10 protein-coding genes are annotated in these 12,659 nt (G+C 42.4%); 5 read left to right on the forward strand and 5 right to left on the reverse strand.

Annotated features, from left to right (window positions below; all coding sequences use genetic code 11):
• Positions 1-171: 171 nt before the first annotated feature.
• From metF to metB, 5 genes are all read right to left on the reverse strand, one after another.
• Positions 172-1,056 (reverse strand): methylenetetrahydrofolate reductase, encoded by an 885-nt coding sequence (gene metF / locus H5114_RS05515; protein ID WP_124015142.1) that lies wholly within the window; start codon positions 1,054-1,056, stop codon positions 172-174.
• A gap of 541 nt (positions 1,057-1,597) precedes the next feature.
• The gene (locus H5114_RS05520; protein ID WP_124015143.1) at positions 1,598-2,083 is read right to left on the reverse strand and encodes a VOC family protein; all 486 of its coding nucleotides are present in this window, start codon (positions 2,081-2,083) and stop codon (positions 1,598-1,600) included.
• 353 nt (positions 2,084-2,436) lie between these two features.
• On the reverse strand, positions 2,437-3,033 hold the full coding sequence (locus H5114_RS05525) for a 3'-5' exonuclease (protein ID WP_124015144.1): 597 nt from the start codon (positions 3,031-3,033) through the stop codon (positions 2,437-2,439).
• Between the two features lie 463 nt (positions 3,034-3,496).
• Positions 3,497-5,890, reverse strand: a complete 2,394-nt coding sequence (locus H5114_RS05530) for a bifunctional aspartate kinase/homoserine dehydrogenase II (RefSeq protein WP_182722402.1) — start codon at positions 5,888-5,890, stop codon at positions 3,497-3,499.
• A 140-nt stretch (positions 5,891-6,030) separates the two neighbouring features.
• The gene (gene metB, locus H5114_RS05535; protein ID WP_182696766.1) at positions 6,031-7,200 is read right to left on the reverse strand and encodes a cystathionine gamma-synthase; all 1,170 of its coding nucleotides are present in this window, start codon (positions 7,198-7,200) and stop codon (positions 6,031-6,033) included.
• A gap of 207 nt (positions 7,201-7,407) precedes the next feature.
• On the opposite strand from metB, the gene metJ reads away from it, so the two are divergent.
• The 5 genes from metJ to H5114_RS05560 all read left to right on the forward strand — a co-directional run bounded on the left by metJ (position 7,408) and on the right by H5114_RS05560 (position 12,615).
• On the forward strand, positions 7,408-7,722 hold the full coding sequence (gene metJ / locus H5114_RS05540) for a met regulon transcriptional regulator MetJ (protein WP_011638970.1): 315 nt from the start codon (positions 7,408-7,410) through the stop codon (positions 7,720-7,722).
• Positions 7,723-7,916: 194 nt separating this feature from the next.
• Complete coding sequence (locus H5114_RS05545) at positions 7,917-8,654, forward strand: sulfite exporter TauE/SafE family protein (protein ID WP_182696767.1); 738 nt, start codon at positions 7,917-7,919, stop codon at positions 8,652-8,654.
• Positions 8,655-8,963: 309 nt separating this feature from the next.
• A complete protein-coding gene (locus H5114_RS05550) occupies positions 8,964-9,293 on the forward strand; it encodes a cytochrome c (RefSeq protein WP_124015148.1) in 330 nt (109 codons plus the stop codon).
• A 152-nt stretch (positions 9,294-9,445) separates the two neighbouring features.
• The gene (locus tag H5114_RS05555) at positions 9,446-11,158 is read left to right on the forward strand and encodes a DUF3373 domain-containing protein (RefSeq protein WP_182722434.1); all 1,713 of its coding nucleotides are present in this window, start codon (positions 9,446-9,448) and stop codon (positions 11,156-11,158) included.
• 62 nt (positions 11,159-11,220) lie between these two features.
• Positions 11,221-12,615: a tetrathionate reductase family octaheme c-type cytochrome gene (locus H5114_RS05560; RefSeq protein ID WP_182696768.1), complete on the forward strand. Its 1,395-nt coding sequence runs from the start codon at positions 11,221-11,223 to the stop codon at positions 12,613-12,615.
• Positions 12,616-12,659: the final 44 nt, after the last annotated feature.

The following is a 12,659-nucleotide window of genomic DNA, read 5'->3' on the forward strand; positions in this document are numbered from 1 at the left end:
GCGTCTGTTGCTATCGACTTAGCAGCCATTCTAATTTAACTTTTTTGAATAGGACGGCCTATTCAACGCTAAGCTATTTACGCTTAGTTCAAGGCAAAAGGCGCAATTTAATGGTTTAAATGAATGAGCATTTTTGCAACGATAAAATAGGCGTAGAGTCGTTATGCCTGTTTACTTTGGACGCACACCTAACGTATGGCAAATAGCATAAGTTAATTCGGCACGGTTAAGAGTATAAAAATGAAAATCTTTAACCCCTTCACGAGACAATACTTTTACCATATCAATCGCAACGTTGGCTCCAACTAACTGACGAGTTGCAGGGTCGTCATCTAAACCTTCAAATTGGCGATGTAACCAATGTGGAATCGCCACGTTAGTCATTCCAGCAAAACGTTTAGTTTGCTTAAAGTTAGTCACCGGCAAAATGCCAGGGATAATTTCAACATCTATGCCAGCGGTGACACAGCGATCGCGAAAACGTAAATAGGATTCAACATCAAAGAAAAACTGAGTAATGGCACGGTTGGCGCCCGCATCAATTTTTTTCTTCAAGTTAATTAAATCAGCCTGAGCGTTACGCGCATCTGGATGAACCTCAGGATACGCCGCAACCGAAATATCAAAATCTGCCACTGAACGTAATAAACGTACTAAATCATTAGCAAAGCGAGTTGGTTTTGGGCTGCCTTCAGGCAAATCACCACGTAAGGCGACAATGTCTCTAATACCTGAATTCCAATAATGCTTTGCCAGTTCAACTAACTCTTCATCACTAGCATCAACCAAGGTTAAATGCGGTGCCGCTAGAAGATTCGTCTCTTTCTGAATACGTTCAATCACGCTATGAGTACGATCACGTACGCCGGAATTGGCACCATAAGTAACAGAGACAAATTTAGGATTTAACGGCTCTAAACGACGAACTGAATTCCACAGGATCTCTTCCATCTCTGGCGTTGATGGCGGGAAGAACTCAAAAGAAACATTAATATCATTCAGCTCAGACAAGCTCTGATTTAACGACTGGGCATGTTGCGCATGATGAAAAGCCATAATGTATTCCTTCAACTTCAGTAAAACTTAGGAGCCAATACCAATTAACTAACTTTTAACTTAGCCGTTTGGACGTCTATATGTCCATATACTAGTTTAACTGCATCCTAAGTCAAGCTAAAATACCATCAATTAACCAATTTAAGTCTACAGCTCAATCGCAAGCAATAACGCGAGCGCTAACTAAACCAGCCACATCCTTTGAACCACAATAAAAATGACTACAGACCGACTATAAGTGTTCACTGTATTCCTTTTAGTGCCTAACAGCTCAAATCAGTTACGCTGACATCTGCATATGTCTGCAAGCCTTTATCAAATCACTGTGTGATAAACCATCAAACTGACAATAAATGAGTTTCTTATGCGGTTAATAAAAAGCGAGTGTTACTCTGATGAAGCTGGTTAGCTTATTTAATCACTTGATATATTTTAAGTTTCTCTGCAAAAATGCTCAAAAGTAACCTCAAAAACATTTCCCATGACATAAAAAAGCTACCATCTAGGTAGCGTTAAAGTAATACGGATATCGTTAAACAAATTACTCGTAATCAGTAGAGTAAGTTTCTTCATAGCTGTGCGAGTAAAGTTCAAACAAGTTGCCAAACGGGTCTTCTAAGTAGACCATTTGTGCTAGCTTACTGTCGTCTTCTGGGTGGTAGCGCATAATGTCCATTCTTACTTTACCGCCATATTGCTCCGTACGCGCAATAGCGCCTTCAAAGTCATCTGTTTGCAAACAAAAGTGGAAGATACCAAGACGGGTAAAATCAACTTCGTGACGTTGTTGACGGTCGATCATTTCAAACATCTCCACACCAATACCATCAGTCGTGACTAAGTGTGCAATGTTAAAGCCTTTAAAGCCTTCACCAAAAACGGCCACACACATTCTGCCAATAGCGGTTTTACGTTCTTCTTGAACCTTAGTGTTACCCATCACCACTCTTAGTCCCAGCGCTTTAGTATAAAACTCAACCGCTTTATCCATGTCGCCAACCATCAAACCTACATGATTCATTTTCATAACTTACTCCTAAAAACTATTGATTCGTCTTTGTTCGATGGCGTAATCTTACGGCGGACAGTGAATGAATAAAAATTATCAAAACTTATCTAATTGATAATTTAAATTTATAACACTTTGATAATCACAAAATAGAGATTCTCAAGCAATGATGTAGCTTTAGCCAACAAGACAAATTCAACACAGCAGAGAGCTTGAGAACCAACGAGTAGAAATCAAGCAACGGGTTTAATAGGTGAGTGATTAAGCGCAGAGGCAGTGCAGGAAACTTGATGACCCTAACTAATTGTCAACAAGCTTATTTGGTCAAATAAGCTAATGTTGTTTATTAATTGGTGAGAGGCTCATATTCTTTAGGGAGATGAATGGCTCTGTCTTTCTATTTCGAGATCAATTAATAATGCGCTATGTGCATCATTTGCGGCATATCTTTTCTGATGATCGTGTAGGGGGAATATTGACCAATTGGATTGTTGTGCACTCTTAGATAGCCGTTGATTAAAAAACATCGCAACCGCAACTCTAGCGCCAACGCGTTGTTTAACTTGCGCAAAACGCATCACCTTTGAAGAGAGTTCTTCTGTATTGATTAATTTAATGCCAAATTTTCTAAAAAGAAGTTTTTTATCTTCTTTCAATCCAAAACCTACCTTCCTTATTGTCGGGTCAGATAATATTTCAGCAATTGCAGTAAAGTTTTCATAAAATTTTGTAGGAAATAAGAATACTTTAGATTTTGTGGCTATCTGGATTAAATGAGGTCCATCACTGACCTCACCTTTTACAAAACAAGGTTTGCTCTCTGTATCAAACCCTAAACAAGAATGAGTTCTTAACTCCGCTATTGCATTTATAGAGTCGGCTTTGTTTGTAACGACGATGATATTCTCTAAACTAATACCGTCATAAAGGGGTAAATCTCGAATTTGTTCCTTTGTTGGCCTTTGCATTGGATATCCTTTTGCCCAGAGAGTCAGTACTCATGTGTGGCGATATTGATAAGAGCATAAATCGCTAGTTGGCTTTATCCATAACGGTAATGCTAACTAACATTGAGGCCGTTGAAAACTTCCCATAACAGAATACGTGAGCAGTAGGATAAAACCCTGTCGCGAAGTGTTCGCTTTCCAGGAAATGTTGATCGGGCGCTAAGGGTTTGCAAAAGAGTATAAGCGCCCTACCCCTTTACTCTGTTATGAGCCAAGCAACACTAAGCTGGCTGGCCGCTGGCCATAAGTACAAAGCAATAAATAATAGTGCTGGATTCCGGCTCACAAGCATTGCCGGAATATGACGAAATAATGAAGTGTTGAGATGACGAAATAGTGAAGTGTCGGCATGACGTTGATGGCCGCAGGCCAAAAAAGCTAAACCCCGGCTCCAAAGCGTTACCGGGATGACAGCTTAATTGACTTACTCTTGCAATAGGTCTTTGCAGATATGCACTAAATCGGACTGCACCGCTGCAGCAGTCACCTCACGCCCGGCCCCTGGTCCGCGGATAATCAAAGGGTTACCTTGGTAAAACGTACTGCGAATAACAAACACATTATCGCCTGGGGTTAAATTGGCATAAGGATGATGATTATCCACCCACTGCAAACTCACTTCAGCTTGTAACTTACCTTCCACTTTATCCAACGAAGCCACATAGCGCAGTACTTTATGTTGCTCTGTTGCGGCGACATATTGCTGCAACAAACCATCATCTAATTCACTGATGCGTGATAAAAAGTCTTCAAGTGATAACTCTGCTAAGGCTTTGGGCACTAACGAGTTAAGACTGATATCATCTAATTCTATCGCCAAACCAATCTCGCGCGCCAAGATTAACAACTTACGTTGCATATCGCGGCCCGACAAGTCATCACGCGGATCAGGTTCTGTAATACCTAAACTTCGAGCGTGGAGTACTAATTCAGAAAACGGTTTACTGCCGTCATAATTTTCGAACAACCAACACAAGGTGCCGGAAAATATGCCACCAACGGCCTCAATTGTGTCGCCACTGTTACGTAAATCATTTAATGCATGTTGTATTGGTAAACCGGCGCCACAACTCGCGTTATAACGCCAAAACAAGCGACGATTACTGAGTTGCAGTTTTAATTCGCGATAAAAAGGTAATGGCCCAGAGCCGGCTAATTTATTCGCGCTCACCACATGAATTCCGCGGGCAAATAACTCTGGATATTGTAAGGTTAACGCTGCACTGGCACTGATATCGAGTGCGACGATTTCATCGCATGACAACAGCGCCAACTGATCAAACAATTTGTCATAATCCCATTCAATGCCGTGCTGCTGATAATCTTGTTGCCATTGCTCGAGGTTAATTCCGTCATTAGAGATTAAGGCTTTTTTCGAGCCGACTAAACCCACTAACTCAACAGTAGCCTCAAGTTCGTGATCCAATGCAGGGCTTGCGCGTTTAAATAAATCAATCCACGCCTCACCTATATTGCCCACGCCCAACAATAACACTCCGATGCGCATTCTTGGCCCAGCGCAACGACGATGCACTTTCTGAGTCAATAAGCTCACTTGAGCTTGCGGCACTAAGGTGACTAAACTCAGTGAATCTTGATAAACAGGTTTAGCATCGCGGCTAAGTAATCGGGCAAAACTGCGTCTAAAGTGATGCGCATCAGCACTGACAAGGGCCACTAGACCTAAATCAGTTTGGGCAATTAACTCGTCAATACCAAACTCACTGCTGTATTGCGTTAATAAGGCCTGTACTTGTTTCTGGCACTCTAGGGTAAGCGCAAGTTCAATCTTATTCTGTGCTAGCGACCAATAAGCTAAAGGCGTAATGCCAACGTTATCTAAAATAGTCAGTAACGGCTCAATGTCAGCGTTCATTTTAAAACTAAACAACACCACTTCATTTAAGTTAGTCACAACGGGTGCACTGGCTGATGAACTCAGTGGAGCAATTAAGGTAAAGTCAGTGTGTGAAGCATAACTGGACCGCACGGCTAAACTTACGTGAGTATTAAACAATGGCTGTAAGGTACGTGAGTGCAACACAGGCGAGCCTAGACGAGCTAAGCGATCCGCTTCTGCTAGTGACATACTCTTGAGTAATTTAGCGTCATTAATTTTATTCGGGTCGGCGTTAAATACCCCTTCAACATCAGTCCAAATCGTCACACGCTCAATGTCGGCTAAACTGGCAATTAAGGTAGCACTAAAATCTGAACCATTACGGCCCAACAATAACGTATCACCATGACGATTAGCACAAATAAAACCTGTAATAACTAAACGCTCTTGCGGATGCAAAGCGAGTAAGGCTTGTACTTTTTCACGCGATTGCGCCACTAAAATATTGGGAATAGCACCTTCGTCTGCAACCAAAATAGAACACGCATCCACATGAGTGGCTGTTACGCCCATTTCTCTCAGCAATGCGGCCATAAGGCGTGCAGACCAACGCTCACCAAAACTGACCACTTGGTTTAATTGGTAGTCATTACGCTGCTCTAAAGACAATAAACTGACTAATTGCGATTTGTCAGTCGACAGGCGCTCACGTAGGTCACGAGCCAGCTCATTTGATAATAACTGTTCAATTAATGTCTGCTGATAACTGATCAGCACTTGAAGCTCTTCTTGCCATAACTGACCGCTGTCACGCAGAGTGAGTAATTTGTATAAAAAGTTAGTCGTCTTGCCGGCGGCCGATACCACAACTAAATCATCACTTTGACCATGTGTAAGCAAAATATGGGCAACACGGCGATAGCAATCTGCATCCGCTAAACTTGAACCACCAAACTTATGTAAATGACTTCGCGTCATTACTAACTCCTTAAACAACTAAGACTTTTATTGCGACGGCTATACTTCTAATTTGAAATAAATAGTGTGGCAAGTGCATATTTTCTATTTTACTTTATTTGGCCGGAACCACAGCAAACTTAAACTCGAATTAAGCCAACTCAAGCTGATTTTATCGCTGTAACAGCGGCGAGACCGGCTTGAATATCCGCGAGCAGGTCATCTGCATCTTCAATACCGACTGATAATCTCAGTAAAGTGTCTTTAATACCAGCCTGTTGCCTTGCCTGTGGGTCCATTGCACGGTGAGTCATGGTGGCAGGAACAGCAACTAAACTTTCCACTCCGCCTAAACTTTCAGCAATACTAAACAAAGATAATGCCTGTAAAAAGGCCACCACTTCAGCTTCACCACCGGTTAATTCAAAACTTAACATAGCGCCAAAACCTTGTTGTTGTTTTGCGGCAATTTCGTGACCCGGATGGTCTTTTAGCCCTGGATAATACACCTTGGCAACCACATCACTGGCATTGAGTAATTCTACAATTTTTTGCGCATTACGTTGATGCTCACGAATGCGGACTGCCAGCGTTCTTAAGCCACGTAAGGTTAAATAGCTATCAAAAGCAGAACCGGTTAATCCAAGGGTGTTTGACCACCAATGTAATAATTCACCCACTTCAGCATCTTTAGCCACCACAGCGCCACCGACCACATCACTGTGACCATTAATGTATTTGGTGGTTGAGTGAATAACGATATCGGCCCCCAACAATAAAGGTTGTTGTAATATTGGCGACAAAAAAGTGTTATCAACCGTCACTAACGCGCCAACCTCATGGCAAGCGATACTGATCGCATTAATATCGACTACCCGCAGTAATGGATTTGATGGCGTTTCTAACCAGACCATTTTGGGATTTTGCGCTATCGCGTTGCCCAGCGCTTGCGCATCAGTTTGATCAACAACCAATAACTTAAATTGACCTTTTTTGGCCAGGTTAGTAAATAAACGGTAACTGCCACCATAACAATCGTGCGGCACAACCAATAAATCATCTGGGCCCAACAAACTGGTCACTAAGGTAATGGCCGCCATGCCGGTACATGTCACCACACCAGTTACACCTTGCTCAAGTTTTGCAATCGCCTCACCTAATATACAACGCGTCGGATTACCTGAACGGCTGTAGTCAAACTCGCGAGGATTAGTATGGCCATCAAATGAATAATTGGTCGATAAATAAATCGGCGGCACGATAGCACCATGTTGTGTGTCTGTTTCTATACCCTGGCGAACGGCCAAAGTGGCACTTTGATACTGAGTCATAATTGATTCCTAAAAAGTCACAAACACACAATAGATGTCTAGACGTCCAAATTTACCGAAGAGTTCTCCCCGAGTCAACCAAAATAGCCGTTTAGACGTCTAAACATCGAGAAATCTATTTGCATCGGGATTAAATAGTAGCAATAATTTGACTAGAGATTGTAACGGTTTAAAATCTGCAGCGTATTTATCGTTAAGGGTAAGTTAATGACTGAATGGAATGGCGAATATATCAGCCCATATGCCGAACACGGCAAAAAAAATGAACAAGTAAAAAAAATTACGGTTTCTATCCCTTTAAAAGTATTAAAAGTACTGACAGATGAGCGGACGCGTCGCCAGATAAATAATCTGCGCCATGCAACTAACAGTGAACTGTTATGCGAAGCATTTTTGCACGCGTACACAGGTCAACCATTACCTTATGACGGTGATTTATCAAAAGATCAGCCTGATAGCATTCCAAGTGAAGCGAAAAAGTTAATGGATGATATGGGTATCGAATGGGAAGAGCTCGAATAACCTACAGGTTAATGAATCCCTCACCGACTTTAAAACTGCCCATTGATACCAATCCTTATTGAAGTTTGCTCTTTTAGCGAAAATGATTAGCGTGGTATTCGAGGCAGTCTTTTAAAGGCAAAGTTGCTGTACGCCTAAAATAGATCCAATTTCAATGTGGATTGCTATAAGCAGTAATATTTTAAAGAGAAATTATGATGTCATTTATCGATCCAACCACTTTGATACTGGCATCAATTATTGTATTTTTTGGCGCGCTAACCCAAAGCTTAATTGGCTTTGGGTTAGCCGTTGTAGCAAGCCCACTACTGTATATTGTTAATCCTCAATTAGTTCCTGTTCCTATTATTGCCATGGGTTTTGCAATCTCTGCAATGACCTTGTTTAGAGAGCGCGGCCACCTGCAGTTTAATGGATTACAATATGCCTTACTGGGACGTGTTCCAGGAGGATTTTTAGGTGCAGGGTTATTACTGTTTGCACCACAAGCCATACTAGGCTTGGTGATTGCAGCAATCGTGTTTATTGCCGTTATCCTAAGCGTCTTTCGCTTTACCGCACCAATCAATCGCATCAGTTTATTTATCGCTGGGGTATTTTCGGGCATATTTGGCAATATCGCTGCGATCGGCGGCCCACCAATGGCCATTTTACTTGCCGGTCAAGATGCCAGTCAATTTAGGGCGGCGCTATCAGCCTTTTTTGTCTTTAGCTCATTAATCGCATTGGCTATTTTAGCCGTTGTCGGCTTAGTTGAAGTAAAACATTTATGGCTATCACTGCTATTACTCCCCTCAGTCATTGCTGGCTACCTTGTCTCTGGTCGATTAATTGGCCGTGTCGATAAAGAGAAAACCCGGGCTGCGACATTAATATTGTGTAGCATTAGCGCAACAATATTAGTAATAAAGTCGACAATCGCATTAATTTAACGCCACTCACTGATTCTCTTTATCAAATGACCTTCCAATAAACAGGGCTGCGCATTATTTTATGTGGCTGAATCCCTGTCACTAAACGTTAATTTATCCTCTAGCAAACTATTACCCTCTAGACAATAGATCTGTATCACACTAACTCCATTAGATTTTTATCAATTAACTTTTTTTCAATTAGTTTTTTCTCATGGATATGATCTACTTCAAATTAACACTACCCCCTTTTAGGTAACATTATTTACAGCAAAACAATAAATATATGTTGCTAAGGCACCAGCCATAAAAAGCTTTGTAGAGGATAAAATGATGAACATTTACGTTAAAGTTGGCATTGCAATCGCGATTGCATTTTCTCTTGGTAGCCAAGTAATGGCTGCAGAAGGTGGTAACCCTAAAAAAGGTAAACATCTTTATAAAAAAGAATGTAAAGCTTGCCACAGTGCCAATAGTGAAGGCAAAGAGCTCACCCCGATGACCAAAACCATGAGCCAGTGGGATCGCTTTTTCACCCGCGATATGCATAAAGCCAAACCTGCTGTTTTCGAGGCGCTATCAGAAAAAGACTTGAAAGATATTCAACAGTTTTTATATGACCACGCAGCCGATTCAGACCAACCAGCAACCTGTGGCTAAGTCATTACAGCTTAGGGCCTTGTCGTCTTAAGCGTACACATCAGCCAATAACCAAACTGACAAAATAGTGAGGCTTAGCCTCAGGGATTTTTACACCAAAAATTTGCCACATCAGCTTATACATTTGGCAAGTTTAGGGGGAGAGAAAGATGATGAGAACTCTGATATCAATACTTGTAGCTAATGCGCTTTTCATGAGCGGCGCTAGCTTAGCGGCAGACACCGATGCACAAAAAATTGCCGATCTTAAACAACAACTGGCCACCATTACCGAAGATCTTGACGACTTAAACTCACGGGTTGATAAAACTGAGCGCCATACGGCACTGGACAGAGTGTCCATCACTGGTGACTTTAGAACCAAAGCACACTCATTACATTATCAAAATGTCACATGGAACCCTGCCATGAACGTTAACTTTTCTGATTTTGGCGCGAAAGCCATGTCAGGAGCATTTGGCGATCCAAATAGTGCCAGCTCACCATTGGGCCAAATGATGATGGCTAATCCTGATTTAGCCAGCGCGTTTCAAAGCGGTATGCTGCAAGGCATTATGCCAATGGTATTAGGCCAGAAAACCCAACAAGATATTAATAACGATATATTTTACACTACCCGGTTACGCCTAAACATTGATGCCAAAGTATGGGACAACGTCAGCTTTGCCGGACGCTTAACCATGTTTAAGAGTTGGGGAGACTCAGCTGGGGTTAAAGTATTCGACTCGTGGAACTCATTCACCATGGATGGCACCAGTAGCGGAAGCACCAGTGGTGATGAGTTAAAAGTAGAGCGCGCCTATTTTAACTGGAAAGATATTAACGATAGTGGCGTTTACCTCTCTATTGGGCGTCGTCCTTCAACCTATGGCCCACCAAGTCATTATCGTGAAAATGAACTCAGAGGCGGCACACCGTCAGGCCACTTAGTCAATTTCAACTTCGATGGTCTTACCTTAGGTTACAACTTAGGTGATATCACAGGTATTGAAGGGCAAACTGTACGTTTTTGCTACGGTCAAGGCTTTGAGTCACAGTACGGTAATGGCGAATTGTTTGGTGACATCATCACTAAAGACACCCACCTCGGCGGGTTTAATATCGACGTGATTAATGACGGTAACCATTTCTTACAGTTCACCTTATTCGGCGCTAAAGATGTCAATGATGGCTTTACAGGCACCATGGCATTCCCAACTCAACTGGCAGGCATCTTTGCCCCAACCATGTATCAAGACATGCAAAAATTTGACAACTTTAACTTCGTCACCCGCGTGCAACCAAGCGGTGTGATTGGTGATATGTACTTAGGTGGACTTGGTTATGCCTATGAATCCGATGACGATATGAAAGTGTTTGCTTCACTCGGCTGGACTCGTGCAGAACCTAACGGCAATGCCGGTTTATTCGGCGGCATGTTAAGCGATGCGGTATTTGAAGCCGAACTTAATAGCACAGGTACTGAAATCATTATGGTGCCAAAAGAAACCATTGATAGCGACACCAAAGACGGTTATGGCATTTATGTGGGTATGCAAATCCCTGCCCCCTTCGGTAAATTCGGTTTGGAATATAACTACGGCTCTAAATACTGGAGTCCCTTCACCCAAGCACAAGACGACCCAATCGGCAGTAAGTTAGCCACCCGCGGTCATGTTGCCGAAGCCTATTATATCTTTGATATTAATCCAAAAATGTTTATCAAGTTAGCCGGTTTGTATTACGACTATGAATATACCGGAAGTGGCTCACCAGTGGGTGCTCCTCAGAAAATTGACGATGTGATTGCCGGTAGTGCCTACTCAATGCTGCCTGTGGTTGACACTGCTTATGACGTCAATGCCTCACTGACCGTTAACTTCTAACACTCACTTAACCTTCTAACTTGGCCCCCCTGAGCACAAGCTCAGGGGTAAGGACAAACACCATGAAACTATTATCAGCACTGGCTGTATTACTGTTATTAAGCAGTAGTGCACAGGCTGCCTTTAACCACAAAGAGGCGTTACAAGGGCCTTTTACCAGCGGCACCGAGGTGACAACACAATGCTTAACCTGCCATCAAGAACATGCCGAAGAGTTTATGAAATCTTCCCACTGGACTTGGGAGTTAGAACAAAAACTGCCAGGTCGCACTGTTAAAAGAGGCAAGAAAAATAGCATCAACAACTTTTGTGTGTCGATATCTGGCAATGAACCACGTTGTACCAGTTGCCATGCGGGTTATGGTTGGAAAGATTCTACATTTGATTTTAAAGACATGACCAAAGTCGATTGCTTGGTATGTCATGACACAACAGGGACGTACATTAAAGATCCAGCTGGTGCAGGTGAACCGTTAGCCAAAGTCAATTTAACGAACGTAGCACAGAATGTGGGTGCGCCCGTGCGTGATAATTGCGGCAGTTGCCACTTCTACGGCGGCGGTGGTGATGCCGTTAAACATGGTGATTTAGACTCATCAATGGCTTACCCAGACAAGGCTACCGATGTCCACATGGACACCGACGGTAATGACTTCCAGTGCCAAACTTGTCACGTCACTGAAAATCATCAAATCAGCGGTAACGCTATGGGCGTATCACCTGGTGGTGAAAACAAAATTGGCTGTGAAAACTGCCATGATGCCGCGCCTCACAAAAATAAAAAGCTTAATACACATACTGCAACAGTAGCGTGTCAGACATGTCATATACCGTCATTTGCTAAAAATGAACCCACTAAAATGCGTTGGGACTGGTCAAAGGCAGGACAAGATCTTCCTGAAACTACAGACCAATATGGCAAGCACACCTTTATGAAAAAGAAAGGCAGCTTTATTTGGCAAAAAGACGTTCCACCACAATACGCTTGGTTTAACGGTCACGCAGATGCCTACATGGCGGGCGACAAAATTGATCCAACTACAGTGGTAAAATTAGCTTTTCCATTAGGTGATATAAAAGACCCTAAAGCTAAAATCTATCCATTTAAAGTGCATACAGGTAAGCAAATATACGACACCGAACTCAATATATTACTGACCCCTAAAACATACGGTAAAGGTGGTTACTGGACTGACTTTGATTGGGACTTAGCGGCCAAACTGGGTATGGAAGCGAACCCAACCATGGTAGAAAAAGGACTTAAGTACAGCGGTAAACATGGTTTTGTTGAAACCGAAATGTGGTGGCGTATCAACCATATGGTGTCACCAAAAGATAAAGCATTACAGTGTAATGACTGCCATAACAAAGGCCAACGTTTAAACTGGCAAGCCCTTGGTTATGATGGCGACCCAATGAAAAACAGCAAAGGGATTAAGCACGCTAAAGCAGAATAAAGTCGCATAAATCTCTAGTGTAAAAGACGAGTATCAAACCTAAA

Source organism: Shewanella sp. SR43-8, assembly GCF_014163775.1.
GTDB lineage: Bacteria > Pseudomonadota > Gammaproteobacteria > Enterobacterales > Shewanellaceae > Shewanella > Shewanella vesiculosa.

What these genes read in the sequence shown, in the direction of transcription:
- H5114_RS05555 (WP_182722434.1), top strand. Translation starts at nt 9,446, where the DNA reads ATGAGAACTCTGATATCAATACTTGTAGCTAATGCGCTTTTCATGAGC.
- metB (WP_182696766.1), bottom strand. Translation starts at nt 7,200, where the DNA reads ATGACTCAGTATCAAAGTGCCACTTTGGCCGTTCGCCAGGGTATAGAA.
- metF (WP_124015142.1), bottom strand. Translation starts at nt 1,056, where the DNA reads ATGGCTTTTCATCATGCGCAACATGCCCAGTCGTTAAATCAGAGCTTG.
- H5114_RS05560 (WP_182696768.1), top strand. Translation starts at nt 11,221, where the DNA reads ATGAAACTATTATCAGCACTGGCTGTATTACTGTTATTAAGCAGTAGT.
- H5114_RS05545 (WP_182696767.1), top strand. Translation starts at nt 7,917, where the DNA reads ATGATGTCATTTATCGATCCAACCACTTTGATACTGGCATCAATTATT.
- H5114_RS05530 (WP_182722402.1), bottom strand. Translation starts at nt 5,890, where the DNA reads ATGACGCGAAGTCATTTACATAAGTTTGGTGGTTCAAGTTTAGCGGAT.
- H5114_RS05525 (WP_124015144.1), bottom strand. Translation starts at nt 3,033, where the DNA reads ATGCAAAGGCCAACAAAGGAACAAATTCGAGATTTACCCCTTTATGAC.
- H5114_RS05550 (WP_124015148.1), top strand. Translation starts at nt 8,964, where the DNA reads ATGATGAACATTTACGTTAAAGTTGGCATTGCAATCGCGATTGCATTT.
- metJ (WP_011638970.1), top strand. Translation starts at nt 7,408, where the DNA reads ATGACTGAATGGAATGGCGAATATATCAGCCCATATGCCGAACACGGC.
- H5114_RS05520 (WP_124015143.1), bottom strand. Translation starts at nt 2,083, where the DNA reads ATGAAAATGAATCATGTAGGTTTGATGGTTGGCGACATGGATAAAGCG.